Origin of the sequence: Achromobacter sp. NPDC058515 (assembly GCF_042721735.1) — a bacterium.
In the GTDB taxonomy this organism is placed as follows: Bacteria; Pseudomonadota; Gammaproteobacteria; order Burkholderiales; family Burkholderiaceae_B; genus Achromobacter.
Window position 1 is genome coordinate 81,198 of the sequence record NZ_JBHXNI010000003.1, and the last position, 25,497, is coordinate 106,694.

Consider the following 25,497-nt stretch of genomic DNA (forward strand, 5'->3'; position numbering starts at 1 on the left):
CCGGGCTGCGTCCTATGCCAGCGCGCGCCGCAGGCGCAGCGACGCGACACGGCCCAGGACGATGGGATCGACGCCATTGTTGAACGTCACTTCGGTCTGCGCGCCGGGCCGCTGCTCCAGCTGGGAAATATGTTCGAGATTGATGATGACCGAACGGGACAGGGCGCAGAAGGGCGGGAAGGGAAGCTGCGCCGCCAGGCGCTTGAGCGTGATGTGCATCAGCTCGTTGGCGCAGGCGACGCCGCACAGGCGCACGTAGTCCCCTTGGGCTTGCATGACCGTCAGTTCCTGGACCTTGATCAGCCGCGTGCCTGCCCGGGTTCGCATGGACAGGTGGCCGGCCGTGCGGGGGCGCAGCCGCGCCAGCGTTTGGCTGAGCCTGTCCGGACAGACCGGCTTGAGCAGGTAGTCGACCGCCTCGACGTCGAAGGCGCGAGCGGCATAGTCGGTGTGCGCGGTAACGAAGACAACGGAGGCTGCGGATTCCTGGCCGTCCAGAAGATCGAATCCCGTGCCGGAAGCCAGTTCGATATCCAGGAAAATGGCGTCCGGGTTGTGGTCCCGGATCAGCCTGCGCGCCTGTTCGACTGTAGCGGCCTCGCCCGCGACCTGGACCGCGGGCGCGGCTTCAAGCAGCCGGCGCAGGTAGCGCCGCGCAGGAGCCTCATCGTCGATGATCAGGACACGTAGCATGGTTCTCTCTGGCGCCAGGGTGTGGCGAGTATATTCTTTCGGTCAAATCCGCAGGTAAATAAAAGGCCATATGCGGTGTCCGGCGGTCCGGCGGTCCGGCGCCTGGCTTGAACAGGGCCCTTTCGGGGGGCGCGTCCATGATATTGACATCGATCGGCCAGGGGCTCAGCCAGGGGGAATCCTCTCCGGGGTTTTGGCGCGCCCAGATAGTGGGCTGGATTTTCCTTGCGGTCATCGGCTACTTCATCCGGCTGGCCGTGTTCGGCAACGCCGTCGCGGCATTCTGGCTCACGCTGTCGCTGGAGCCGTTGGCGTTCGTCCTGACCAGCACGGCCGCCGTGCTGCATGGACGCCGTTCGGCCAAGGCCGACGCGCCCATCCTGGTGCTTGCCTGCGCGGTGTTGCTGTGCCTGGCGGCCTCGGCGCTGCTGGCCACGATTGCCTACGCCATCAATCACCTGCTGTTGCCTGACGTGATCGGCGCGATACCCGGAAACCAATACCGGCTGGGATTCATCTACTACATGGGGATACTCTCCATCTGGACGCTGATCTACTTCGGCGTGTCCGCCGAGCTCGCCGCGCGCGCCGAACGCATGTCCAAGATGAAGGCCGAGACCCGGTCCTTGAGGCTGGAGCTGGAGCATCTGCAGCTGCAGATAGAACCTCACTTCCTCTTCAATTCGCTCAACACCATCGTCGCCGAGATCGCCGACCGCCCAGCCGTGGCCGAGGAGATGACGCGCCGCCTGGCCGATTACCTGCGCTATTCGCTGGACAGGCGCGGGCGCGGGCTGTGCCGGCTGGAAGAGGACATCGAGGCGGCCCAGGCCTATGTGCGCATACAGGCCCTGCGCTTCGAGAGGCAGCTGGAATGCCGGTGCCAGATCGACCCGGCCACGCTGAAGATCAACATACCCCACATGACGCTGCAGGGGCTGGCGGAGAATGCCATCAAGCACGGCATGCGTTCCGAACATGACCGGTTCGTGATTCACATCCGCACCCGGCTTCAGGGCGGCGTACTGATCATCGAGGTGGATAACCCCGGCCAGCTGCAGGCGCCCTTCGATCTGGTGCAAAGCGGCGGCGGGCTCGGCAATCTGTGCCGCCGCCTGGCATTGCGCTACGCCGACCGATACGAATTCTCGCTGGATCAGCGCGGCGACCTGACCGTGGCCGAGATCCGGCTCAGCGGCGAGCCGGCGCCGCTGTAGCGCTTAGCCGTGGTTCAAGCCCACGGTCAGCCCGCCGCAGGCGTAGATGACCTGTCCGGTGATGAAGCCCGCCATGGGATGGGCAAAGAATGCGACAGCGTGGGCGATTTCCTCGGGCAGGCCCAGCCGCCCGACGGGAATGGACTGCATGATCTTGCGCGTCCGCGGGCTGTCTTCGGGATTGGCCGCGCGGAACATTTCCGTGGCGACGGGGCCGGGACCGATGCAGTTGGCCGTGACGCCATGCGGCGCCAGCTCCAGCGCCCAGGTGCGCGTCATGCCGATGAGGGCGGCCTTGGAGGCCGCGTATGCCGAACGCAGCTCCTTGCCCAGCGCCGACCGGCTGCTGATGTTCACGATGCGGCCGTAGCCCCGCTGCTTCATCGCGGGCAGCACGGCCTGCGCGCAGAGCAGGGCCGCGGCGACGTTGAGGTCCACGCTGACCTGCAGGTCGGCCAGCGACAGCGTATCCACGGGCGCAAGCTTGACGATGGCGACATTGTTCACCAGGACGGCAGGGTCGGGGATCTGGCGCAAGATGTCCAGGGCGGCATCGCGCGGGCCGGCATCCAGCAGGTCGGCCTGGATGAAACGTTCGCCGGGCAGCAGGCGCTCGGGCGCCACGCGGTCAAGCGTGACAATCTTCAGGCCGTCGGCCGCCAGGCGCGTCGCCGTGGCGCGCCCGATGCCATGGCTGGCGCCCGTGATGATCGCCGTGCCTGGCGCGGCGGAAAGGCGGGCGGAAGTCATCGGCTGACTCCCGTCTCGGCGGCGCGCGTCTTCCACCGCGCCGATTCCGATTTCAGGAAGGCCAGGTATTGATCCCGGGCGCCGCCGACCGGCTCCGCGCCCAAGTCGCGCATGCGGGCCTGAAAGGCGGGCTGGCGCAGGGACTTCTGCATCGCGGCCGCCAGCTTCTCCACGGCGGGCGCGGGCGTGCCCGCGGGCACGAACAAGCCCAGCCAGACCGGAATCTCATAGCCCGGAAAGCCGCCCTCGGCCAGCGTGGGAATGTCAGGCATCAGCGTCGAACGCTGCGCGCTCAGGAGGCTGATCATGCGGACCTTGCCCGCCTTGATCTGCGGAGCCGCCACCGTCAGCGACATGACCGCCACATCCAGCCGGTTCGCGAGCAAGTCGCCCATCGCCTGGCTTTCCCCCTGATAGGGGATGTGATTCATGCTCAGGCCTTCCCGCTTGGCGAAGTACTCCATGCTGACATGCAGCGGGCCGCCCACGCCTGTGGTCATGTAGCTCAACTGGCCGGGACGCTGCCTGGCCGTGTCGACCAGGTCGGCCGCCGTCCTGAGGGGGCTGCCCGCGCTGACCACCCAGCCGTAATCGTTGTTGGTGATCTGGCCGATGGCCTCGAAGTCCTTCGATGGCCGGTACGGCAGGCTGGGATCCAGTTCCGGCACGACCATGATCGGGCCCACGCCGCCCACCAGCACCGTGTAGCCATCGGGCGCGGCCTTGGCGACCAGTGCCGCGCCCAGGGTGCCCGCCGCGCCGGGCCGGTTCTCGACGATGATGGTCTGGCCCAGGTCCTTGGCCATGGCTTCGCCGAGCGTGCGCGCCGTCACGTCGGTGGATCCGCCGGCCGAGAAGGGCACGATGAACCTGACAGGCCGGTCCGGATAGCCCTGGGCGGCGGCGGGCAGGGCAAATGCGGACACGGCGAGGACCGCGGCGATCCGCGCCTGTCGGGAGATGACGGTGCGCAGCGCCCGGACCGGGCGTCGGAAATTGATGGCCATGTTGTCTCCTTTTGGAATTTTCCGGTGTGAAAAACGGGTGGGAGGTCAGCGCCAGATGTCCCGCACGGCCTGCGCAATCGCGTCGGCCTGCCGGAGCCCGGCGTCGGCGCAATCCGCGCGCCTGGAGGGGTCGAGCACGTTGTCGCCGATGGCCTGCAGGCTTGCCGGGTCGGGCAGCACAGCATGGACCTGTCCGCCGGCCCCGCGCAGCGCCTGGAGTTCCTGGCGCAGATGGCCGCTGACCGGATTGCCGTCGCGGTACCCGAGCGGAGCCAGGACGACCACCTTGCGGAATCCCGCCGCCATGTCGGCGTTGGTCAGCGAACGGATGCCGCCATCCATGTAGGTCGCCGCGCCGATCGGCACGGCCGGCCACGACCCGGGCACCGCGCAGCTGGCGGCAATGGCGTCGACGAAGTCCACCCCGTCTTCGGCGCCGAAGCTGCGCCCCTCGCCCGTCGCCGTATCGACGGCGACGACGCGCAGGGGGCGGGCGGGCCAGTCCGGGGCGGCGAGCCTGGAAGCGATGATGGCGCGGCGCTCGGCCAGCGTCGGGGTGTCGCTGCGCAGCGCATACGCGCCGACGCGCTGACGGGCCAGCGTCAGGTCGGCGCCCACCTTGCCATACAGTTCGTGGTTTTTTTCGTCGGCCGATTGCTGCGAGTACGGACGGAATTGCTCCGCGCTTGCGGCGTCGTCCAGCTGCCGCGCGAGCAGCTGGGCGACGGGCACGCCCTGGGCCAGCTGGGCGCCCACGACGGCGCCCGCGGAGCAACCGATGAAAAGGTCCGCCGCGGCAAGATCCACGCCCAGGCGCGCCAGGCCCGCCAGGACGCCGATCTCCCAGGCCAGCCCGGTCACGCCGCCGCATCCCAGCACCAGGCATCGGCCGCCGTTCAGGCCAGTCATTCAGGCCACCTCTTGCCGGGCGGGGGCGCAGGCGGCCGCCGCTGGACGGAAGAAGTAGTCGCCCATGTCCGTCTTGCGCAGCATGTGCCAGTAGTCGTCATTGCGGAACGGCGTGGGCGCGACCACCTTGCCATGCGCATTGCGATACCAGTTGCTCATGCCCTTGTGCGTCCAGATCATGCGGTCATGGGCAGCCTGCACGCGCGCGTTGTAGGCGTCGTGCCGGTCTTTGCGGACTTCGATCTCGAAGCGTCCGCCGGCGCGCGCCATGCCTTGCTGCAGCAGGCCCATGACATAGCGGACCTGGGTTTCCAGCAGGGCGACCACGCTGCCGCCATGGCCCAGCGCGGTATTGGGGCCCGCCAGGATGAACAGGTTGGGAAAGTCCGGCGCGGCAACGCCCATGAAAGCCTCGGCGCCCTTCTTGTCCCAGACTTCGCGGATGGAGCGTCCGCCGCGGCCGTACAGCTTGAATGAGGACAGCAGGTTGATCGCGTCGAATCCGGTCGCGACGATGAGGACGTCCAGCTCATGCGCGGCGCCGTCGTCGCTGACGACCGCGCCCGCCGTGATCCGGTCGATGCCGCCCGTGACCAGCTTGATGTGATCGCGCGCCATGGTGCGGAACCAGCCGTTGTCCATCAGCATGCGCTTGCCGAAGGGAGGGTAGTCCGGCAGCACGTCGGGCAGCAGGTCCTGGCGCGCGCCGAGCTCGGCCTGTATGTAGCTGGTGAAATGCTCGCGGTGTCGGTCGTTGACCTTGTTGATGGAGCGTTCCGGATGCGGCCATTGCGGGTCGATCTGCAAGGTCGCGTGGACGCGGTCGTTGAAGATCCAGGCCAGGCGCTGCCGATACCACTCCTGGTAGTACGGCACGTCCCGCAGCAGGAAGCGGACATCCCGCGGCACCGGCTTCTGGAACTTCTCGAAGGGGGCGGCCCATTGCTTGGAGCGCTGGAACACGGTCAGCGATTTCACCTCGTCGGCGATGGCGGGCACGACCTGCATGGAGCTCGCGCCGTTGCCGATGATGCCGACCTTCTTGCCGCGCAGGTCGATGTCTTGCGGCCAGTGCGCCGTATGGAAGCAAGGGCCCTCGAAGGTATCCAGGCCCGCTATCGGCGGCAGTTTCGGAACGTTCAGCAGCCCTACCGCGCTGATCAGGATATCGGCCACGAAGTCCTGCTCCTTGCCGTCCTGTCCCACCGCGCGCACGTTCCAGCGCAGGCTGGCTTCGTCGTAGCGGGCGGATTCGACGCGGGTGTTGAAAAGGATGTTGGGGCGAACGCCGTACTGGTCCGCCACGCCTTCGAAGTAGCCCTGGATCTCGCCCTGCAGGGCGAAGTAGCGCGACCAGTCGTGCTTGGCGAACGAGTACGAATAGATGTGGTTGGGCGTGTCGACGCCGGCGCCCGGATAGCGGTTCTCGTACCAGGTTCCGCCCACCTCCGCGTTCTTCTCGATCAGTACATACGGGATACCCGCTCCCTGCAGGCGTATGGCCGCGCACAGGCCAGCCACGCCCGCGCCGATGATCAGCACGCGGTAGCCCTGCGGCACGGAGAACGCGTGGCGCTGCTCCAGCGCGAAGTCGGGATCCAGGCCCAGCCAGCTGGCGATCATCGGGCCATAGGCGTCGGGGACATCCTCGCCGATGCTGGTGCGGAGCATGGCGACCAGCTGTTCGTGCGTGGGGGCGGCAAGCGCCGGCGCCTGGCCCTGCCGGGCGCGGATGACGGCGGAATAGGCCGCCAGGCGGATCTCGTTCTGCACGTCTTCCGGCAGGCCGCCCGGATCGTTGTCTTCCAGGCCCCGGATGCGCGTGCATTGGTAGCGCTCGGACAGCCACTGCGTGTCGCCGGTGAGGTGGACCAGCACCATGAGCAAGGTGGGGATGTTGGCGCACTCCAGAGCGCGCTTGAGCGTGGCCTCCCATGCGTCGTTGCTGAGCGGGAAATCGGAAGCCTGGGTATCGCGATGCATGTAGGGGTCCTTCTATGAATGGCGTAGGGATTCAGTCGGCATGGATTCAAGTCGTTGCCGCCAGATTCGATGATTCCACCGTGAATATTCATGATGCAAACAAAAGAATCGGCAACGTTTAATATGTGCACAACAATAGCGGAACGGCGAAAGCGATGGGTGACGAGAAGAACGTGAAAGGCGCGCAGACGGTGTTTCGCGCGGTGGGCCTGCTCAAGCAGATCGCCGAGCATCACCCATCAGGAGTCCTGCTGAACGCATTGGCGCAGACGGCCGGGCTGGACCGCACGACGGCCTACCGGCTGGCGTGCAGCCTGGCGGAATCCGGCCTGGTGGAACGCGACTCGAACAAGGTGTACCGCCTGGGCCTGGAAGCGATGCAGCTGGGGTTGGCGGCGATGAAGGGCGCGCCCATCCTGGACCGCTGCCGGCCCTTCATGCAGCGCCTGGCGCGCCGCACGGAAGACACGGCGTTCCTGGTCGTGCGTAACGGCGACTATGGGCATTGCCTGCTGTCCGAAGAAGGATCCTTTCCCGTCAAGGCGCTGGTGCTGCAAGTGGGCGGCATGCGGGTGCTGGGGATAGGCTCAGCAGGGATGACGCTGCTGTCCCTGTTCTCGGACGACGAGATCGAGAAGCTGTATGAGCGGCACCGGGATGAATTCCGGCCCAAGGGGCCCACGTTGGCGCAGTTGCGGCGCCTGGTGGCGCAGACGCGCAAACTCGGATATGCAAGCACGGATAACCTCGTCACGGAAGGAGTGAGCGGAGTCGGCATGAACTTCCAGATCACGCCGGGCAGCCATGCGGCGGTCAGCATCGCCGCGATCAACAGCCGCATGCAGGGGGACCGGAAGCTGAGGATCGCTGAGCTGATCGCGGAGGAATTGCGGGCCGAGGGATTTGAGCCCCGGTTCTCGCCAGGTCCATGAGTTCCGGGGCGTGGGCTCGCGCCATCGGCGCCGCCCCGGAACCGGATCGGCTTATTCCGCGGTCGCGCCGGATTTTTGAATCAGCGCCGCCCACTTGGCGCTGTCGCTGACGATGAAGGCGCCGAATTCGTCGGGCTTGCTGAACAGCGCGTCCAGGCCCATTTTCTTGAATTGCTCCTGGATATCGGGAGCCGCCTTCATCTTCTGCAGCGAGGCCTGCAGCCGGTCGATGACGGCCGGCGGCGTGCCGGCCGGCGCGACGATGCCCAGCCAGGGCATGGCGTCGTAGCCCGGCAATCCGGATTCCTCCACCGTGGGAAGGTCGGGCAACACGCTGGACCGCGTCTTGGTGGTCACGGCCAGGGGACGCACCTTGCCCGCGTCGAGGAAGGGCTTGGCGGCCGCGATGTCCACGAACAGAAGATCGACTTCGCCGCCCGCCAGGGACGTCAGCGCGGGAACGCTGCCCTTGTAGGGAATGTGCGTCATCTTCAATCCGGTCAGCGCGGCGAAGAGTTCTCCTTCCAGATGATTGGACGTGCCGTTTCCGGAAGAGGCGAACGTCGCGGGCTTGCCATCCTTCTTGAGCGTCGCGACCAGGTCCTTGACGCTGGCCGCCTTGACCTGGTTTCCGGTCACCAGGATGTGCGGCACGCTGGCGATCAGCGACACGGGCTGGAAGTCCTTGACCGGGTCGTAGTTCGCGGTGGCCTTGTACAGGCTAGGCGCGATCCCCAGCGACGAGGCGGCCATCAGCAGCGTGTAGCCGTCGGCCGGCGCCTTGGCCACGAACGCGGATGCGATCATGGTGCCGGCGCCCGGCTTATTGACCACCACGACGGGCTGGCCCAGGTCGCCCTGCAGCTTGGCGGCGATCTGGCGGGTCATCACGTCGGTCACGCCGCCCGGCGTGAAGGGAACCACGATGTTGATCGGCTTGGCCGGGTAGCCCTGCGCGTGGGCGGCGGCGCCCGCGCAAACCAGGGATGCGGCCAGGAAGTGCGATAGCCATTTCATCTTTTGTCTCCAGAGGTTTTATAGGTTTGGTTTTCAAGTTGAACCGGCGCTGCGGTTCCGGCGCCGGATGAGTCCCCACACCATGCTGGCGCAGGGCATGTCCAGGTCCAGCTTTTCGGCGATTTCCACCATGGAGCCGATCAAGGCGTCGACCTCCAGCGGCTTTCCCTTCAGCGCGTCCTGCAGCATCGACGTCTTCGCGGCGCCGGCGCTGGCGGCGGCCTGCATCCGCTGCTCGACCGTCGTCCGTAGCGGGAGCCCCAGCGCCGCGCCGAGCGTCAGGTATTCGTGCAGCATGGCGCGCGCCAGCCTGCCCAGGTAGGGGTCTTCGACCAGCTCGTTCATGCCGGCGTTGGCCAGCACGCTCAAGGGGTTGAACGTGGCATTGCCGGCCGCCTTGATCCAGACGGCTTCATGGATGTTCGCGCTGATGTCGCATTGCATGCCGGAGGCTGTCAGCAAGCCGGCCAGCCGGGCGGCGCGGCCGGAGATCTCGCCGCCGGGCTCCCCGATGATCAGGTTGTTGCGGGCGTTCTGCACCGCGACGCCGGGCGCCGGCGCATGCGCCGCGATGTACACGACCGAGCCGAGCACCCGTTCCAGCGGCACGGCGCGCTTCAGGATGCCGCGGGCGTCGACGGACCGCAGCGGCGCGTCTCCCAGCGGGGAATCCAGCGTGGGCAGATACCACCAGGGGATGCCGTTCATGGCCGGCACGACCGCGCCGTGCGCCGCCAGCATGGGCGCGAGGTGGCCGCCGATGTCGTCCAGGGCCTGCTGCTTGACGGTCAGGAACAGATAGTCCGCCCCGCGCACGTCGGCCGGATCGTCCGTGGCATGCACGGGATAGCTTTGCGTGGCGCCGTCGACGGTCAGGCTTACGCCGTTTTTCCGCAGCGCGGCCAGGGTCTGGCCGCGGGCGACCATGGATACCTCGCATCCCGCCTTGGCCAGGCGCGCCGCGAGCAGACAGCCGATCGCGCCCGCACCATATACCGCGACGCGGCATTGATGAGAATCTTTCATATCTTCGCTGGAAAATGGGCCGCCGCGAGGCGGCGCCGTTGCCGCTAATCCTGGTATTGAGGCCGGGTCCGCTGCAACATCCTGAGCAGGGGAGGCCAGTGCTTATGGCGCGACGGGCGGTCAAGGCGATCGAACTGGCGGCCCACCTTCTCGGCCACGGCCTCCGGCGGAATCACCAGAGGCATGCCTCCCGCCAGCGCGGCGATCTGCGCCTGGCAGGCGCGCTCAAGGTAGAACATGGCGTCGAATGCGTCCGGCACGCTCGCGCCGCAGACGAGCAGCCCGTGGTTGCGCAGGATCATCGCGCCATGCGGGCCCAGGTCCGCCACCAGCCGCTGCTGCTCGTCCATGTCCAGCGCAACGCCTTCGTAGTCGTGGTAGGCGATGCGCTTGTGAAAGCGCATGGCGTGCTGCGAGATCATGAGCAGGCCCGCCTGCTGCGCGGACACGGCAATGCCGGCGGCCGTATGCGTGTGCATGACGCAGGCGGCGTCATGCCGGGCGCGATGGATGGCGCTATGGATGACGAAGCCGGCGGGGTTGATGCCCAGGCCGGTCTGATCGATGAGGATATCGCCGTCGATGTTCACCTTGACCAGGTTCGATGCGGTGATCTCGTCGAACGTCAGGCCGTAGGCATTGATCAGGAAGTGCGGCTCGTCGCCGGGAACGCGGGCCGAGATATGCGTATAGATGTGGTCGGTCATGCGCATGGCGACCGCCAGGTTGTAGGCGGCGGCAAGGTCGACCCGCAGCGCCCATTCCTCGGCTGAAACCTGTTCCTTTATCGATGCCCCGGTCACGGCGGCTCCTCCTGTCTCTGATTTTTTTGATTGATGGCGCCGGTCATGCGCGGCGTCTTTCAACCGGAGTATAGGTTTTCCCGCCGCCGGAAACTAAGAAAACGTTTTGATGGAAACGCATCAATTCCGTCGATGCGTCCGCCGCGCGCGAATGCATGAGAAACCTTGATCAATACGCATAAAAACGTTTAGCTGGTGCGGCGAAATGCCGCTTCCTATACTCGTTTTCTTACCAAGAGGCGCGCCTGGCCCGGGCCGGGCGGCCGTTGAAAATCAGAAACACGGAGGCTGGATGGACGCTGTAGGAAATCGCACGATCAAGGATTTGCTCGATGAGCAGGCGCTGTGCCACGGGCATCGGTTGGCGATCGTGCATGAGTACCAGAATGGCGACATCAGTCAGCTGAGCTTCATCCAGTTGCGCGAGAGCGCCTTGAGCTACGCGGCGGGCCTGCAGGCCCAGGGCGTGCAGCCGGGCGACCGCGTCTTCGTGTTCATGGGCAATACGGCGGAGTACGTGCCTCTGTGGATGGGCCTGATGCTGGCGGGCGCCGTGCTCGTGGCGGGCAACATCTATCTGACGGCGCCGGAGGCGGCCTACCAGCTCGGGCATTGCCAGCCGGTCCTGGCGCTGGTCGAGCCGGCGCACGAGGCCCTGATACGTGAAGTCTGCGCGGGGATGGAACATGCGCCGGACATCATCCCGGTGGCGCGCGCGGACGGGTTGGCCGGCGGCCTGTCGGCGCCGCCCGGGAAATTCCAGGCGCCGGAGATGGACAGCGACGACCTGGCGCAGATCCTGTACACCTCGGGCACGTCGGCGCGGCCGAAAGGCGTGATGCTCACGCAGGCCAATCTGCTCTGGTGCGGCCAGGCGGGCGCGGCCAACAGCGGCCTGTCCCGCGCGGACCGGGTGTTCAACAACAAGCCGCTGTTCCACGCGAACTGCCAGGAAACGGTGCTGTCCTGCCTGACGGCGGGCGCCACCGCGGTGATCGGCGAACGCTATAGCGCGTCGCGCTACTTGCGCCAGCTGATAGAGCACCGCATCACCGTATGCAGCCTGTCGGGCATGCTGTGCCGGACCTTGCTGAACCAGCCTCCCACGCCGTTCGACACGGCGCACCAGGTCCGGTTCGCGGGGTATGCCATCAATATCTCCGAGCCCGAGATCGAGGCGTTCATCGAGCGCTTCCGCATTCCGCTGCGCAATGGCTACGGACAGTCCGAATCCATGCTCTACATCACCTTGCAGCCGCATGCGTCGCCGTCCGCCTATCCGTCTATCGGCCGTCCGGCGCCCGACCGCGAAGTGTTCGTGGTGGACGACGACAACCAGCCGGTGGGCGTCGGGGAGGTGGGAGAGATCGTTGTGCGGGGCCGGCCCGGACGCACGCTGACCTTGGGCTACTTCCAGGATCCGGCCGCGACGCAGGCGGTGTTCGAAGGAGGCTGGCTGCACACGGGAGACCTGGGGAGCCAGGACGCCAAGGGAAACTTCTTTTTCTTCGGCAGGAAGAAGGAAGTGATCAAGCGGGCCGGCGAGAACATCTCCGCGGCGGAGGTGGAAGAGGCGCTGATGGGCCACCCCGACGTGCGCGACGTGGCCGTGGTCGGCATTCCCGATCCGGTCCGGGATCAGTCGGTTAAGGCGTTCATCGTGCTGCACGGCAACCGCGCGGAAGACGCCGCGGCCATCCGGGCATACTGCGCCGAGCGGCTGGCGTACTTCAAGGTGCCGGAGCACGTGGAATTCATCGCGGAGCTGCCCCGCAACGCCAGTGGGAAGGTGCTCAAGCGCGCGCTGCTCGATGCGTGAAGCGTCCGCCTAGGCCTTGCTCGTGGCGGCCTTGCCCAGCCGCGTCAGGGCCTGCGCCACCTGCTGGACGACCGCCTGGCCCTGATTGCGGTGGGTGGCGATGGTGAACTCCAGCGTCAGCGGCTCCAGGTCCGGGTCCACCGGGACCAGCGTGCCGGCCTTCACCTGATCGGCCACCATCATCTCGGGCAGCTGGGCAATGCCGCCGCCCGCCTCGACCACGTCGATCAGGCTGTTCAGGCGATTGCAGCTGCAGATATTGTCGAGGTTGGCGCCCATGTCGCGCAGCTCGTCTTGCGCGGGGCCGAAGAACCCGGACGGGCGGGAGACGCACCAGAGGGGCACGGTCTGCAACAGCGACTGCATCGGGCGCGGCTGGCCATGGGCGTCGGTCAGCAGCCGGGACGAGATCATCCAGGACATGCGGGTCGTGCCCAGCGAGGCACAGGTGAACTGGTCGTCGCGCAGGTGATTGGCCACGATCGCGATATCCAGCGCGCCCGACGCCAGGTGCTCTTGCAGCTTGACCGCGAGGTCCAGTTCGATCTCGTAGGAGACGCGCGGCAGGGCGCGGCGCAGCTCGGGCACCACGCGCGAGAACCATGTCATGGAAATCTCGCCCATGCCTATGCGCACCGTGCCGGCCGCATTGGTGACGGCTTCGGCATCGGTGAAGGCGTCTTCCACCGCCAGCAGCAGGGGTTCGACGCGTTCGGCGAAGCGGCGCGCGGGCACCGTCAATTCCAGCCGGCGTCCCCGCTTTTCAAATAGCGGGAAGCCCAGCGCCTGTTCCAGTTCCTTCATGCGCGCCGACACGGCGGGCTGCGATGTGTGCAGCCGTTCGGCCGCGGCGCGGAAGCTGCCCAGCTTGGCGATCAGGCACAGGGTTTCGGCATTGACCAGATTCGGACGCGGCATGGGAAAGGGTGTGGTGACTTTCGCCGGTATGTTATAGGAAAGGGCCCGGGCGCTGGCTACGCCCGCACTTGCGCCGGCAGATAGAAGCAGTAGCCGCTGTTGCGCAGCGTCTTGACCGGCAGCGTCTGGCCGCTGGCGGCTTCGACGCGGCGGCGCAGGCGCCGCATCTGCGTATCCAGGCGGCGCTGGTCGTATTCCAGGTAGTCGGCGCCCAGGGCTTCGATGATCTGCCGGCGGCTGATGTTCTCGCCGGGCTGGCTCATCAGGCAGCGCAACACCATCAGGTCTTGCTGCGACAGCGGCACGGCGGGCGCGCCGGGGATGTGCAGCCGGCGCGGGCCGACCTCCAGCAGCCAGTCGGCGGGCGGCTGGCCTTGCGGCGGCTGCCGCAGGCCCAGCCGGCGCACCAGGGCCGCCAGCGTTGCCGCCAGCTCATCGAGATCGCAGCCCTTGCCCAGGTAATGGTCGGCGCCCATGCCCAGGCCCTGGATCTTGTCGGCGCCCGTGTGGCGCGCGCTGAACACCACGATGCCCACTTGCTGGCCGTCCCGGCGCAGGCGCTGGATCAGGTCCAGGCCGCAGCCGTCGGGCAAACCAATGTCGATGACCGCAAGGTGATGGCGGCTGGCGTCGAAGCGCTGGTCGAATTCCTGCAGGCTGGACACGCACATCGGCGCATAGCCCAACTCTTCGAGAAACTCGCCCAGTTCCTGGCGCAGCACGGGCTCGTCTTCGAGCAGTATCACTTCAGGCATGCGACGCGCCTGCGGAAATGCGGCCCGGGGGGCTGGTGTAATCTGCCTGGTTGCACGGGAAATGCGACTTGATGAAACGGAAATATTACTCCACGGCGCTGGCGTGGCTGGGGATGCTGGCGTTGTTGATGGCAGGCTTGACGGCGGCGGCCGCGCAGGCGCGCGCCGAGCCCCTGCGCCTGGACGGGAAGGTGCGCGTGCATGACGCCGGGGGCCATCTTGAGCGCCTGGACGACGCGGGCGGCGCGCTCGATGCCGCCGATGCGGCCGAGGCCCGCAACTGGACCGCGCTTTCCGGCAATCTCAGCGCGGGTTTCACGCCGGCGACGGTCTGGCTGCGGCTGCCGGTGCAGGTGGACCAGATCCCGCAAGGCGGCTGGATGCTGCGCCTGAGCAACGCGCTGCTGGACGATGTGAAGGTGTACGTGAGCCGGGGCGGGGGCTGGACGCTGCTGGGGCGCAGCGGCGAGGACCTGCCGCGCAGGGACTGGCCGGTGGACTATCGCAGCCCGGCGATCCAGTTCGATCCGCCGGGCGCCGGCAGCTACGTGATCCTGGTGCGCCTGCAAAGCAAGAACGCGCTGGCGACCCGCCTGGAAGTCTGGGAGCGCCTGGCCTTTGACAATCAATCGCGCCGCGAAGGGCTGCTGTTCGGACTGTATTTCGGCTTCTACCTGCTGCTGATCTGCGCGCACGCCGCCTTCTGGCTGGTCACGCGAGCGCCGATGAGCGGCCTGTTCCTGGCCTACATCGGCAGCTGCGTCTTCAACGAAGTCCTGTCGCTGGGGCTCGTGCAGCAACTTACGGGCTTGCCGGTGGGCTGGAGCGACCGCCTGCTGGGCGTGGGCATCGCCATTAGCCTGCCTGTCGCCATGCGTATCGCGTTCCGCCAACTGGACCTGGCGGCGCTTTACCCGCGCGCGGTGCGTTGGCTGGAAGCGCTGTTCTGGGGCATCGCCGTCGCCTGCTCGACGCTGATCGTGACGGGCCACTACGCCTGGGGCATGCAGCCGATCCAGGCGCTGGCCTTGCTGCTGATCGTCGGCTTTTCGTCGCTTGCCGCCTACCTGCTCAAAAGAGGCTGGCGGCCGGCGCGCTTCTTCGCGCTGGCCTTCGGGGTGTTCTATGTCAGCGTGCTGATCGCGTTTCTGCGCAACCTGGGCGTCTTGCCGGTCAATGCCTTCACGGAGTACGTCTCCACGCTGGGCACGATGCTGCACATGCTGCTGCTGAGCCTCTTCATCGTGGGGCGCTATGAACGGCGGCGCCGCATCCGGGAGCGGCAGCAGGCCAACGTGGCGGCGGACCTGGCGCGCCAGCACAGCCAGCGGCTGGAACAGGAAGTCGCCTTGCGCACGGCCGAAATGCAGAGCGAGATCGAACGCAGGGTGGAGCTGGAGGGCGAGCTGCGCACCTCGCTGGATAAGGAGCGGCAGGTGTTCGTGGAGCAGCGCGACTTCGTGGCCATGGTGTCCCACGAATTCCGCACGCCGTTGGCCATCATCACCACGTCGGCGCAGCAGCTCGGCCGCAACCTTGCCGCGCCGGTCGAGAAGAGCCTGGCGCGCTGCGGCAACATCCGCGACGCCGCCATGCGCCTGCTGGCGCTGGTCGATGAATACCTGACCCACGACCGCATGCGCGAGCCGCGGGCCGCGCTGCGCATGTCCCGGTGCGACTTGCCTGCCTTGCTGGAGGATCTGGACCGCGAATTCCCTCCCGGGCGCATCCGGTGCGAGTACGGCCCGGGCGAGCATGTCCTGGACTGCGACGCGGGCATGCTGCGCATTGCGTTGCGCAATCTGCTGGCGAACGCGGACCGGCATTGCGCGGACGGCGGGACGGTGCTGGCGTCCGTGCGCGAGGAGGGCGCGATGCTGCGCATCGAGGTCGCCAACCCGGGCAGCCGGATTCCGCCGGCCGAGCAGGAGCGCCTGTTCCAGAAATACTACCGGGGGCAGAACGCGCTGCGTCATCCGGGCGCCGGCCTGGGCCTGTACCTGGTCAGTTCGATTGCCGAGCGGCTGGGCGGCTCGGTGATGCTGAAGACCGCCGGCGGCGACGAGCCGGTCTGTTTTTGCCTGAGCCTGCCGCAGCGCCGGGCGGGCTGATAGGGTCCGCGGGTTTCGCGGATCCTGGTTCTCGATAGCCGACAATTGTTGCGATAAAGCATCTATTTGTATCTTTCTAGCCTTGCAGGGAAATGCGAATTTTCCTTCAAATTCGGCTTTCGTCGTTCTTTATGGCGCTAATTTTGGAAAGAAAATCCGGGCTTTACAAATCGCTCAGATTTGCTCAGGTTTGAGAATGCAAGGATCAGTATATTTCAGACACGAAATTTACATGGTTCATACAAATGTCTCGCCGTTTCCAGCTCACTCCCCTCGCTCTTCTGCTTAGCCTGAGTTTTTCGCCTTTGGCGACGCCGTCCGCATTTGCAGCTGGAGGAGGCGACTATATCCTGCACAACGGGGTGGAGCCCGGCGACATCACGAACACCGGCGGCTATAACTCCATCAGCGTGGTCACCAATTCAACGGTGGGCGGCAGCATCATCAACGATGGCGAGCTATGGCCAGCGATCGGCGGGAACGACGGCATCAAGGTCCGGTCCTCAATGGTGTTTGGTTCGATCGTTAACAATCCTGGCAAGCAGCTGACTGGAATACGCGCCATCAGCATCGTGGATGGAGCCGAGATTGTTGGCGACATCTCCAACAACGGCAAAATCTCGGGTAGCTATGGCCTGGGCGTCGGCATTGAAGTGACCAATGGCAGCTCGGTTCTCGGACGCATCGTCAATACGGGAACACTCGAGGCCGGCATCGTGGTTTCCGGCGGCATGGTGGCCGGCGGCATTTTGAATACCGGCACCATCGACCGCAAGCTTGATGATGCCGCGGTGGATATCGCGAACGCGGCCGGGCCGATGGTTCTCACGAACTCCGGCACTATCAAAGGCAATGTGCGGCTGGGAAGCTCTACGCTGGACGTGCAGGGCGGCGAGATCACGGGCAGCGTGACCGGCAGCGGCGCCGTCAACATCAACGCCGACTACACCCCGTCGTCCACCATCAGCGTCCAGCACGTCAACGTGGCCGCCGGCAAGACGCTGACGATCGCCAACAAGGAAGTGAAGGGCCTTATGGCGATCTCCGGCACGCTGGCCGGCTCGGGCGACGTGGGCCCGACCACGCTGCTGGCGGGCTCGACGCTGTCGCCCGGCACCGCCGCAAAGCCGGTCGGCGCCCTGACGGTGAACGGCAACCTGACGTTCGACGCGAACTCGACCTATCGCGTCGATGCCACGGCGGACGGCAAGCATGACAGCGTGCATGCCATGGGCGCGGCCAACCTCGCGGGTTCGGTGCTGCACGTGGGCGCGGGCGGCTCTTATGCCCCGTCTACCGCCTACACCATCGTGACCGCGGACGGCGGCCTGAACGGGCAATTCGACAGCCTCTCCAGCAACCTGGCGTATCTGGATCCCAAGCTGGCCTATCAGGGCAATGACGTCGTGCTGACGGTCAACCTGAAGACAGTTCCGGTGGATCCCGTCGCCCCGCCCGAGGACAATGGCGGCGGCACCGGCAACACGGGCGGCAACACCGGCAACACCGGCGGCGAAACCCGTCCGATCCAGTTCGCGGACCTGGCCGTCACCGGCAACCAGCGTTCGGCCGCGAATGCGGTGCAGAGCCTGCCCGCCTCCAGCTCGCTGTACAAGCGCGTGCTCAACCTGCCCAGCGGCGCTCCGGCCGGCGTGTTCGCCGACCTGGCGGGCGAATCGTTCGGCAGCAGCGTGTCGGCGATGCAGAACGTAAGCAACAACGTGGCCAGCCTGCCGACGGCGCAGCTGCGCGCCAACATGAACGCCGGCTGGCTGCCCGGCCCGGCCACGGCCCAAGTGGGCCGCGGCGATGCCTCCACGCTGCCGCGTTCCGCCGCGCAGCCGATGTGGGCGCAGGTCTTCGGCAACTGGCGCACCATGGACGGCAACGGCAACGTGGCCAAGACCCGTGAAACCGACGCCGGCGTGTTCGTGGGCGGCGACCATGGCGTGGGCGATGGCTGGCGCCTGGGCGGCGCGTTCGGCTACACCGACAGCCGCATCACTGTCGACGACCGTTCCGCGAAGTCCGACGTGAACAGCTACAGCGCGATCATCTACGGCGGCAAGGGTTTCCAGGCCGGCCAGGGCAAGATCAACGTGACCGCCGGCCTGGCCTACACGTGGCACGACATCAGCAGCAAGCGCAACATCAACGCCGCCGGCGAGCGCCAGGAGCTCAAGGCGGACTACAGCGCGAGCACCGGCCAGATCTTTACCGATGTGGGCTATGCGATTGCGTTGAACGACCGCGTCACGCTTGAGCCGTTCGTCGGCGCGGACTTCAGCGACCTGCGCACCCGCGGCTTCTCTGAATCGGGCGGCGACGCGGCGCTCAGCGGCAAGAGCAGCACCAGCCACGTGGGCACGACCACGCTCGGCCTGCGCGCGCAGACCACCTTCAACGTGAAGGAAACGGCCGGCCGCCTGCGCGGCATGCTGGGATGGCGCCATGCCTACGGCGACGTCAATCCGGAAGCCACGATGTCGTTCGACGGCAGCCAGCCCTTCACGGTGGCGGGCGCGCCGCTGGCGCGCGACGCGGCGGTGATGGAAGTGGGCGTGGACCTGGCGATGAGCAAGAACGCCACCCTGGGCCTGGCCTACTCCGGGCAGTTCGGCGACGGCAACCGCCAGAACACGGGCACCGTGAACGTGAGCTGGCGCTTCTAAGCGCACGCGCCCAGGCGCACGGAAAAAGCTGGCCGCCTCTGGCGCCAGCTTTTTTTTCGCCCTGCGGCTTTGCCTGTTCATCCGTGAAATACAGGATGTCCGCGGGCAAGGCGCTTGGATAAACTGTCCGGCCACCCCTATAACGAGAACGCCATGAGACAGTTTCTACCCGCCCTGGGCGCCGCCCTTGCGCTGACGCTGGGCGCCAACGCCGCGTCCGCCCAGCAGGGCCCGCCCCGCGATCCCTTCTTCTGGCTGGGGGAGATCAACAAGGCCACCGCCGTCATCAACACCGACGAAGGGCTGCTGGACAAGGCCATGGCGCCGCGCCTGGCGGCCGGCGTGGCCAAGGTGATCAGCGACGGCAACCAGCCGGGCGCCAAGCGGCCGGCCAGCGTCATTACCTTCGAGCCCTTGCTGATCAAGGCGGCCGGCGAGGACATCACCCTGCTGCACGCGGGCCGCTCCAGCCAGGACATGCACGCCACCTACCGCAGCGCAATCCTGCGCGACAAGCTGCTGGAACTGGCCGGCCAGCTGAACGCCACGTCCGGCACGCTGGTGGAACTGGCGGCCAAGCACGCCGGGACCATCGTGCCCAACTACACCAATGGCGTGGCCGCGCAGCCCAACAGCTATGGGCATTACCTGCTGGGGCAGGCGGCGGGCCTGGCGCGCGACGCCCAGCGCATCCGCGAAGCCTACGTCCGCATCGACCGCTCGCCCATGGGCACCACGGTGCTCAACGGCACCAGCTGGCCGCTGGACCGCAAGCGCATGGCGCAGTACCTGGGTTTTGCCGCGCTGGTGGACAACGCCTACGACGCCTCGCAGATCTCGTCGATGGACCAGCCCGTCGAAGTCGCCTCCATCGTGACCAGCATTGCGCTGCGCACCGGCAATTTCGTGGAAGACGTCATGACCCAGTACGCCCAGTCGCGTCCGTGGATCCTGCTGGAAGAAGGCGGCGGCAACACTTACGTGTCCAGCGCCATGCCGCAAAAGCGCAACCCGGGCCTGCTCAACGACACCCGCAGCGACGCATCGACCGCCGTGACGCTGGCCATGGGTCCGGTCCTGCAAACGCACAACATCACGCCGGGCATGAGCGACCCCAAGGACGTGAAGCAGAATTCCGCGATGGTCGACAGCGGGATCTCCGCGCTCAAGCGCTGGGACCGCGTGCTCAAAGCCATGGTCATCAGCCCCGAACGCGCGCTGGAAGAGCTGAACAGCGACTGGACCGCCTCCCAGGAGCTGGCCGACGTGCTGATGCACAAGTACAAGCTGCCGTTCCGCGCCGGGCACCATTTCGCATCGGAAGTCGTGTCGTACGCCAAGTCCAACAACATCAAGCCGCTGGACTTCCCGTACGAGCAGGCGCGCCGCATCTATGCCGACGCCATGAAGGGGTCGAAGTACGCCGCCGACCTGCCGATGAGCGAAGCCGAGTTCCGCGCGACGCTGGACCCGGTGGCCATCGTGAAGAACCGCGCCACCAGCGGCGGCCCCCAGCCGGCCGAAATGGACCGCATGCTGAAGGAGGCGCGCGGACAGCTGGCGTCGCAGGACAAGTGGATCAAGGAGCGCCGCGAGCACATCCGCGATTCGCTGGCCGAACTGGACAAGAAGTTCGACGCCCTGGTGGCCAGCGCGCCGAAGCAATAAGGCCGGCAGCGGCCCTGACGGCGGCCAGCGGGACGAAGCTTGCCGCCGTCCGGCCTTGAGGCCTACTCCGCCTTCAAGCCCGCCTGCGCGATCAGCGGCTGCCACTTCAGGCGTTCGCTACGCGCGAACGACGCCAGTTCCTCGGGCGTGCCGCCGCCGGGCTCATGGCCCAGGTCCAGCAGCTTCTGCCGCACTTCCGGGCGTGCCAGGATCTTGGCGAGCGCGCCGTTCAGCGTCTTCACGGCCGCGGGGGGGGTGCCCTTGGGGGCGTAAAGCCCGTTCCAGGCGATGACCTGAAAGCCGTCCAGGCCTTGCGCGGCCACGGACTTGACGCCGGGCAGCAGGGCGGATTCCTTCAGCGAGGTCACGGCCAGCGCGCGCAGCTTGCCGCCGGTGATAAACGAGCGGGCCGCGCTGACGGTGTCGATGCCGACCTGGACCTGGCCGCCCAGCAGGTCCGTCGTGGCCGTGGCGGACCCTTTGTAGGGGATGCCGCGGATGCTGCCCACGCCTTGCTGCTTGAGCAGCTCGAAGACCAGCCGCGCGGTGGTGCTGGGCATGCCCACGTTGACGCTGTCGGGCTTGGCCTTGGCCGCGTTGCGCAGGTCGGCCAGGCTGGCGTAGGGGGATGAGGGCGTGGTCAGCAGCACCATCGGGAAGGAGCTGACCAGCATGATGGGCGCGAAATCCTTTTCGGGGTCGAAGGAGGTGGACGCATACATGTACTGGTTCAGCACATGCGTGCCGTTGGTGCCCATCAGCAGCGTGTAGCCGTCGGGCGCGGCGCGCGCGGCTTCGGAGGCGCCGATGTTGCCGCCCGCCCCGGGGCGGTTTTCAACGATGAAGGGCTGGCCCAGGTCGCGGGCCAGGTATTCGGCAAGATAGCGCGCGGCGACGTCGGTGCCCTGGCCCGCCTGGTAGGGGACGATGATCTTGACGGGCTTGGACGGATAGCCGCCGGCGGCCGCGGCGGGCTGGGCGAACAGCAGCGGCGCGGCCAGCGCGGCGATGAGGCGTAGTGTCTTCATGGTGGTCTCCTCGATTTTCTTATGGGGTGGCGGTACCTGCGTCTATTGCTGGGGAGGAGGCCAGCGCGGCAAGACACCCTGTTCCCGCAGGGCCGCGATTTGAGAGTCGTCGAGGCCGGCCTCCCGGAGGACCTCGACGGTGTGCTGCGCGTAGGCGGGGGGCAGGCGGTCCACGCGGGCGGGCGCCCGCGACAGCCGTACCGGCGTCCCGATGCCGTGATAGCCATCGCGGTCGATGCGCATGCCGCGATGGGCCGTGTGGGCCTGCTCGAAGGCCTCGGGCACGCTGTTGACCGCGCCCGCCGGCACGCCCAGCCGCATCAGGTCGCCGCAGACCGCGGCGCGCGGCCGGGACGACAGCGCTTCTTCGATGGCGCCGCGCAAGGCGTCGCGATGTTCCAGGCGCGAGCGGTTGGTGGAAAAGCGCTCGTCTTCCAGCAGCGCCGCCAGGCCGGCGTAGTCGCAGAACCGGCGGAACTGGCGGTCGTTCACGATGCCCAGGAAGATCGCGCCGTCCTGGCAGGCAAAGCTGTCATACGGCGCGATGTTGGGATGCGCGCTGCCCAGCAGGGCGGGCGGGCGCTGCGTGTGCATCCAGTTGGCGGCATGCGGCACCAGCAGGCTGAGGGCGGTGTCGAACAGCGTGACCTCCACGCGCTGGCCCTGGCCGGTGCGCGCCCGGTGATACAGCGCCAGCAGAATGCCCGATTGCGCGGTGTAGCCGGTCAGGTGGTCCACGATGGGGATGCCGATGCGGGTGGGGCCGCTGGCGGGGTCGCCGTTCACGCTCATCAGGCCGCACATGGCTTGCAGGATGGCGTCGTAGCCGGGCAGGCCGCCCAGCGGGCCGTCGTCCCCGAAGCCCGAGATGGAGCAGTAGATCAGGTGGGGAAAGCGGCGCTTCAGGTTCGCCTCGTAGTCCAGTCCCCACCTGGCCATCGTGCCCGGGATGAAGTTTTCGACCAGGACGTCGGCATCTTCCAGCAGCGCCAGCAGGATGTCGCGGCCGGCGGCCTGGGACAGGTCCAGCCCGATGGCGCGCTTGCCGCGGTTGACGGCCGTGAAGTAGGCGGCGTCGCCATCGGCGTTGACCGGCGGGCCCAGGGCGCGCGTGTCGTCGCCGCCGGGCGGCTCGACCTTGATCACGTCCGCGCCCTGGTCGGCCAGCATCTGGGTGCACAAGGGCCCCGCCAGCACCCGCGACAGATCGATGACGCGCAGGCCGTCCAGCGCGCCCCGGGCGCGAGCGTCCGGGGCGGGTGCAGCATGTTCCGATGAAGCAGACATAGCCGACCTCGCTTTGGTCATGCCCGACGTTTAGCCGCGGGTGGGCAATTCGACCACGCCCGACCCCAGCACGGACAGCTCGTCGTCCTGGTTGCGCGCTTCCTGTTCGATCTCCACCAGGTGGCGGCCGTCTTCCACGTACTTGCGCGTGACGCGGCCCTTGAAGAACAGCATGTCGCCTTCGGGGTTGTGGCGGCGGATCTTGCAGGTGGACTTGCGCAGGAAGCCCGCGTCGCCCATCCAGTTGGTCAGGTGATGCGTCAGCCACGAGTTGCGCTCGGGGCCGTAGTCGTACGCGCCCGGCGCGCCGACCTCCAGCGCGAATTCTTCTTCCCAGTGCACGCGCTCGGGCACGTCGGGAATGCCGAAGCGGTTGGTGATGCCCACGCCGGGGTGCGCGTCGATCAGTTGCCAGGCCAGCTTGTTGGCGCGGATGTACAGGCCGCCCCAGCCCTGCGCGTAGGCGATGAATCCCGTCACCGTCATCGGGCCCTTGAACATCACGGGCAGCTCTTCGCCTTCCTTCACGTCTTCCCAGTAGCGGGGCGTGCCGCCGCGCACTTCTTCCTGCGCATACAGCTTGTAGGCTTCCTTGATTTCCTCGGGGCTGTAGCGGCGCGGTTCGCGCGCGCGCACTTCCTTGTACTTGCTGCCCTGTTCGCGGGCATGGTCGCGTTCGGTCCGGAAGCACCAGCTGTCGGCCTCGGCGACCTTGTCGCCGTCCTGGTTGAAGAAGTCCACGTGATAGATCTGCTGCACCGCGCGGCCGGCGAACCGGGTCTGGTGTTCGATCAGGTTCTTCAGGTGCGCTTCGGTCGAGATGACGTCGTTGCGCTTGACGGTCTTGTGCCAGGTCCAGTCGGCGCCCGACCACATGGCGTGCACGCCGGGCAGGCCGCCCACGTAGCCGGACACGATGCGGCTGGTCGCGAACAGGAAGCTGGGCAGGGCGATGATGCCGCCATGCTGCGTCTTGGCCGCGTACTCGGGGTTGGACCACAGCGGGTTGTCGTCGCCGATGCCGTGGGCATAGTGGCGGATGTTGTCGCGCGTGGCTTCATAGCACCACGGCTCGGCGGTGGCGCCGATCTTCACGCCGATGCGTTCGCGCAATTCGTCCAGGCCGCGCTCGGTGATCTTGGGGAAGCTTCTTTCGGTCTTGGTCTTGGTCAGCATGATGTCTCCTGGGTGTGGTTAGGCGTGCGCGGCGCTGGCGGGCGTCGCGCTGGCGGTTGCAAGCTCTTGCTCGCGCAGTTTCCTGCGATGGATTTTTCCGGCGGGCGTCTTGGGCAGCTCCGCCACGAACACCACCTGGCGCGGGTATTCGTGCTGGGCCAGCCGGCTGCGCACGGCGTTCTGGATCTCTTGCACGAAGGCCTCGCCGCCCGGCCTTGCGGACACCACGAAGGCCTTGACGACCTGGCCGCGCAAGGCGTCGGGCACGCCGATGGCGGCGGCTTCGGCGACGTCGGGATGCTTCAGGATGGCGTCTTCGATCTCGACGGCGCTCATGGTCCAGCCGGCCGAGATGATGACGTCGTCGGCGCGGCCGCCATGCCAGAAGTAGCCGTCTTCGTCGACCCGTCCCAAGTCCTTGGTCGCGACCCATTCGTCGCGGCGCCACAGTTTCAGTTCGCCGGTCACGCCCGGGGCGCAGGGCGCGCCGCCGGCGTCCTGGACTTCCACGCGCAGCCCCGGCACGGGCTTGCCCAGCGAGCCGGCCTTGACCGCGAAATCCGGCGCGCCGGGATAGTTCACCAGGCACACCCCGATTTCCGTGGTGCCGTACATGCTGCAGACGGGCCGCCCGAAGGTGGATTCCACGAAGGCGGAGGTCTCGCTGTCGATGGGTTCGCCGGTGAAGGACACCTTGTCCAGGCGGTAGCGGTATTGGTCCGCTACGCCGGCATTGCGCATCATCCGGTAATGCGTGGCGGCCGCCGAGATGTTGTTGAAGCCGTGGTCCTGCAGGGCCTGCAGCAGGCGTTCGGCATTGAACTTGCCGGCGTAGGCGCCGATGGTCACGCCCAGCGCCAGGGGCGCCAGCGTGCCGTGCCACAGCCCGTGCCCCCAGGCCGGCGACGAGGGGCACATGAAGCGGTCGCCGGGGCGCACGCCGGTGCCGTACAGCGCGGCCAGCATCAGCGTGACCAGTGCGCGGTGCGTGTGCTTGACGGCGTCAGGCAGTTCGCGGGTGGTGCCCGACGTGTACTGGAAGATGGCCAGGTCGTCGGCGCGCGTGCGGCATTCGTAGCGGGACGGGTAGGCGGCCAGCGCATCGATGAACGCGTCGTCGGCGATGACGACGCGCATGTCTACGCCGCCGGCGGCCAGCGGCGCTTTTTCGGCGTTGGTCACCAGCATGCGGGGCTTGCAGTCCTGGACGCGCAGGCGGATGCCGTCGGGCCCGAACAACGTGAACAGCGGCACCGCGATGGCGCCCATCTTCATGGCGCCGAACATGGCCACGTAGAACGGGAGCGAAGGCTCCAGCATCACCGCCACGCGGTCGCCCGCGCGGATGCCCTGTTCGGCCAGGTAGTGCGCGAAGCGCGAGGATTCCTCGGAGATCCGCCGGAAGGAGTACGACTCGTCGCCGCCCGCCGCGCGCACCAGGATGATCGCGGGCTGGTCCTTGTCCGCATGCCGGTCGATGCATTCGTGGGCGATGTTCATCCGTTCGCGATCGCCATCGAAAAGCTCCCAGAGCTTTTCGGGGGAGCAAAGCTCCTGGGCGTCCGCATAAGAAAGGGTCTCGGTCAGCTTCGTCATTTCGTCGCACCTATGTGGGTCGGCAACCTGTTGAAGCGACTATGCGCGCCGGCTTTTAAATTGTCAACTACGTCCATTGATTGTATATATACAATTAATGAGCTGACAGATCCGAATCGTCGGGCCGCGC

Annotated in this window: 20 protein-coding genes; 6 read left to right on the top strand and 14 right to left on the bottom strand. The window is 67.0% G+C overall.

What is annotated here, in order from left to right; all coding sequences use genetic code 11:
- Positions 1–12: 12 nt before the first annotated feature.
- Positions 13–693 (bottom strand): LytR/AlgR family response regulator transcription factor, encoded by a 681-nt coding sequence (locus ACFWP0_RS06455; RefSeq protein WP_377840585.1) that lies wholly within the window; start codon positions 691–693, stop codon positions 13–15.
- 137 nt (positions 694–830) lie between these two features.
- On the opposite strand from ACFWP0_RS06455, the gene ACFWP0_RS06460 reads away from it, so the two are divergent.
- Positions 831–1,910 carry a sensor histidine kinase gene (locus ACFWP0_RS06460; protein ID WP_377840587.1) on the top strand — a complete coding sequence of 360 codons (1,080 nt, stop codon included), beginning with the start codon at positions 831–833 and terminating at the stop codon, positions 1,908–1,910.
- A gap of 3 nt (positions 1,911–1,913) precedes the next feature.
- Here the strand turns inward: ACFWP0_RS06460 and ACFWP0_RS06465 are convergent, their stop codons facing one another.
- From ACFWP0_RS06465 to ACFWP0_RS06480, 4 genes are read right to left on the bottom strand one after another with little or no spacing between them, the layout of a single operon-like run.
- Complete coding sequence (locus tag ACFWP0_RS06465; RefSeq protein ID WP_377840589.1) at positions 1,914–2,660, bottom strand: SDR family oxidoreductase; 747 nt, start codon at positions 2,658–2,660, stop codon at positions 1,914–1,916.
- Positions 2,657–3,667 (bottom strand): Bug family tripartite tricarboxylate transporter substrate binding protein, encoded by a 1,011-nt coding sequence (locus ACFWP0_RS06470; RefSeq protein WP_377840591.1) that lies wholly within the window; start codon positions 3,665–3,667, stop codon positions 2,657–2,659. Before ACFWP0_RS06470 ends, ACFWP0_RS06465 begins: the two co-directional genes overlap by 4 nt.
- Before the next feature lie 45 nt (positions 3,668–3,712).
- The gene (locus ACFWP0_RS06475; RefSeq protein WP_377840592.1) at positions 3,713–4,576 is read right to left on the bottom strand and encodes a patatin-like phospholipase family protein; all 864 of its coding nucleotides are present in this window, start codon (positions 4,574–4,576) and stop codon (positions 3,713–3,715) included.
- Positions 4,577–6,559 carry a flavin-containing monooxygenase gene (locus ACFWP0_RS06480; RefSeq protein ID WP_377840594.1) on the bottom strand — a complete coding sequence of 661 codons (1,983 nt, stop codon included), beginning with the start codon at positions 6,557–6,559 and terminating at the stop codon, positions 4,577–4,579.
- Positions 6,560–6,714: 155 nt separating this feature from the next.
- On the opposite strand from ACFWP0_RS06480, the gene ACFWP0_RS06485 reads away from it, so the two are divergent.
- A complete protein-coding gene (locus ACFWP0_RS06485) occupies positions 6,715–7,491 on the top strand; it encodes an IclR family transcriptional regulator (RefSeq protein ID WP_377840596.1) in 777 nt (258 codons plus the stop codon).
- A 51-nt stretch (positions 7,492–7,542) separates the two neighbouring features.
- Here the strand turns inward: ACFWP0_RS06485 and ACFWP0_RS06490 are convergent, their stop codons facing one another.
- From ACFWP0_RS06490 to ACFWP0_RS06500, 3 genes are read right to left on the bottom strand one after another with little or no spacing between them, the layout of a single operon-like run.
- The gene (locus ACFWP0_RS06490; RefSeq protein WP_377840597.1) at positions 7,543–8,508 is read right to left on the bottom strand and encodes a Bug family tripartite tricarboxylate transporter substrate binding protein; all 966 of its coding nucleotides are present in this window, start codon (positions 8,506–8,508) and stop codon (positions 7,543–7,545) included.
- A 33-nt stretch (positions 8,509–8,541) separates the two neighbouring features.
- Positions 8,542–9,534, bottom strand: coding sequence for a ketopantoate reductase family protein (locus ACFWP0_RS06495; RefSeq protein ID WP_377840598.1), 993 nt, complete (start codon positions 9,532–9,534; stop codon positions 8,542–8,544).
- A 44-nt stretch (positions 9,535–9,578) separates the two neighbouring features.
- Complete coding sequence (locus tag ACFWP0_RS06500; protein ID WP_377840600.1) at positions 9,579–10,337, bottom strand: class II aldolase/adducin family protein; 759 nt, start codon at positions 10,335–10,337, stop codon at positions 9,579–9,581.
- Positions 10,338–10,629: 292 nt separating this feature from the next.
- Between ACFWP0_RS06500 and ACFWP0_RS06505 the strand changes: the two genes are divergently transcribed.
- Positions 10,630–12,156, top strand: a complete 1,527-nt coding sequence (locus ACFWP0_RS06505) for an AMP-binding protein (protein WP_377840602.1) — start codon at positions 10,630–10,632, stop codon at positions 12,154–12,156.
- Positions 12,157–12,165: 9 nt separating this feature from the next.
- Here the strand turns inward: ACFWP0_RS06505 and ACFWP0_RS06510 are convergent, their stop codons facing one another.
- Positions 12,166–13,074: a LysR family transcriptional regulator gene (locus tag ACFWP0_RS06510; protein ID WP_377840604.1), complete on the bottom strand. Its 909-nt coding sequence runs from the start codon at positions 13,072–13,074 to the stop codon at positions 12,166–12,168.
- Positions 13,075–13,130: 56 nt separating this feature from the next.
- Entirely contained in the window at positions 13,131–13,829 is a 699-nt protein-coding gene (locus tag ACFWP0_RS06515; RefSeq protein ID WP_377840605.1) for a response regulator transcription factor, read from the bottom strand.
- Positions 13,830–13,900: 71 nt separating this feature from the next.
- On the opposite strand from ACFWP0_RS06515, the gene ACFWP0_RS06520 reads away from it, so the two are divergent.
- The 3 genes from ACFWP0_RS06520 (at position 13,901) to ACFWP0_RS06530 (ending at position 20,280) form a co-directional block, all read left to right on the top strand.
- Complete coding sequence (locus ACFWP0_RS06520; RefSeq protein WP_377840607.1) at positions 13,901–15,940, top strand: 7TM diverse intracellular signaling domain-containing protein; 2,040 nt, start codon at positions 13,901–13,903, stop codon at positions 15,938–15,940.
- A 305-nt stretch (positions 15,941–16,245) separates the two neighbouring features.
- Positions 16,246–18,612, top strand: a complete 2,367-nt coding sequence (locus ACFWP0_RS06525) for an autotransporter domain-containing protein (RefSeq protein WP_377840609.1) — start codon at positions 16,246–16,248, stop codon at positions 18,610–18,612.
- 153 nt (positions 18,613–18,765) lie between these two features.
- On the top strand, positions 18,766–20,280 hold the full coding sequence (locus ACFWP0_RS06530; protein ID WP_377840610.1) for an argininosuccinate lyase: 1,515 nt from the start codon (positions 18,766–18,768) through the stop codon (positions 20,278–20,280).
- 62 nt (positions 20,281–20,342) lie between these two features.
- On the opposite strand, the gene ACFWP0_RS06535 is transcribed toward ACFWP0_RS06530, so the two are convergent.
- The 4 genes from ACFWP0_RS06535 to ACFWP0_RS06550 are packed head-to-tail and all read right to left on the bottom strand — an operon-like array spanning position 20,343 to position 25,367.
- Positions 20,343–21,308: a Bug family tripartite tricarboxylate transporter substrate binding protein gene (locus ACFWP0_RS06535; RefSeq protein WP_377840611.1), complete on the bottom strand. Its 966-nt coding sequence runs from the start codon at positions 21,306–21,308 to the stop codon at positions 20,343–20,345.
- A gap of 42 nt (positions 21,309–21,350) precedes the next feature.
- Positions 21,351–22,595 (bottom strand): CaiB/BaiF CoA transferase family protein, encoded by a 1,245-nt coding sequence (locus ACFWP0_RS06540; RefSeq protein WP_377840613.1) that lies wholly within the window; start codon positions 22,593–22,595, stop codon positions 21,351–21,353.
- 30 nt (positions 22,596–22,625) lie between these two features.
- Entirely contained in the window at positions 22,626–23,771 is a 1,146-nt protein-coding gene (locus ACFWP0_RS06545) for a MaoC family dehydratase N-terminal domain-containing protein (RefSeq protein WP_377840614.1), read from the bottom strand.
- An 18-nt stretch (positions 23,772–23,789) separates the two neighbouring features.
- On the bottom strand, positions 23,790–25,367 hold the full coding sequence (locus tag ACFWP0_RS06550; RefSeq protein ID WP_377840615.1) for an acyl-CoA synthetase: 1,578 nt from the start codon (positions 25,365–25,367) through the stop codon (positions 23,790–23,792).
- Positions 25,368–25,497: the final 130 nt, after the last annotated feature.

Coding starts and splice junctions, on each gene's coding strand:
- ACFWP0_RS06480 (WP_377840594.1), bottom strand. CDS start 6,559: ATGCATCGCGATACCCAGGCTTCCGATTTCCCGCTCAGCAACGACGCA.
- ACFWP0_RS06540 (WP_377840613.1), bottom strand. CDS start 22,595: ATGTCTGCTTCATCGGAACATGCTGCACCCGCCCCGGACGCTCGCGCC.
- ACFWP0_RS06465 (WP_377840589.1), bottom strand. CDS start 2,660: ATGACTTCCGCCCGCCTTTCCGCCGCGCCAGGCACGGCGATCATCACG.
- ACFWP0_RS06520 (WP_377840607.1), top strand. CDS start 13,901: ATGAAACGGAAATATTACTCCACGGCGCTGGCGTGGCTGGGGATGCTG.
- ACFWP0_RS06510 (WP_377840604.1), bottom strand. CDS start 13,074: ATGCCGCGTCCGAATCTGGTCAATGCCGAAACCCTGTGCCTGATCGCC.
- ACFWP0_RS06490 (WP_377840597.1), bottom strand. CDS start 8,508: ATGAAATGGCTATCGCACTTCCTGGCCGCATCCCTGGTTTGCGCGGGC.
- ACFWP0_RS06470 (WP_377840591.1), bottom strand. CDS start 3,667: ATGGCCATCAATTTCCGACGCCCGGTCCGGGCGCTGCGCACCGTCATC.
- ACFWP0_RS06535 (WP_377840611.1), bottom strand. CDS start 21,308: ATGAAGACACTACGCCTCATCGCCGCGCTGGCCGCGCCGCTGCTGTTC.
- ACFWP0_RS06485 (WP_377840596.1), top strand. CDS start 6,715: ATGGGTGACGAGAAGAACGTGAAAGGCGCGCAGACGGTGTTTCGCGCG.
- ACFWP0_RS06475 (WP_377840592.1), bottom strand. CDS start 4,576: ATGACTGGCCTGAACGGCGGCCGATGCCTGGTGCTGGGATGCGGCGGC.
- ACFWP0_RS06460 (WP_377840587.1), top strand. CDS start 831: ATGATATTGACATCGATCGGCCAGGGGCTCAGCCAGGGGGAATCCTCT.
- ACFWP0_RS06530 (WP_377840610.1), top strand. CDS start 18,766: ATGAGACAGTTTCTACCCGCCCTGGGCGCCGCCCTTGCGCTGACGCTG.
- ACFWP0_RS06515 (WP_377840605.1), bottom strand. CDS start 13,829: ATGCCTGAAGTGATACTGCTCGAAGACGAGCCCGTGCTGCGCCAGGAA.
- ACFWP0_RS06505 (WP_377840602.1), top strand. CDS start 10,630: ATGGACGCTGTAGGAAATCGCACGATCAAGGATTTGCTCGATGAGCAG.
- ACFWP0_RS06495 (WP_377840598.1), bottom strand. CDS start 9,534: ATGAAAGATTCTCATCAATGCCGCGTCGCGGTATATGGTGCGGGCGCG.
- ACFWP0_RS06545 (WP_377840614.1), bottom strand. CDS start 23,771: ATGCTGACCAAGACCAAGACCGAAAGAAGCTTCCCCAAGATCACCGAG.
- ACFWP0_RS06550 (WP_377840615.1), bottom strand. CDS start 25,367: ATGACGAAGCTGACCGAGACCCTTTCTTATGCGGACGCCCAGGAGCTT.
- ACFWP0_RS06455 (WP_377840585.1), bottom strand. CDS start 693: ATGCTACGTGTCCTGATCATCGACGATGAGGCTCCTGCGCGGCGCTAC.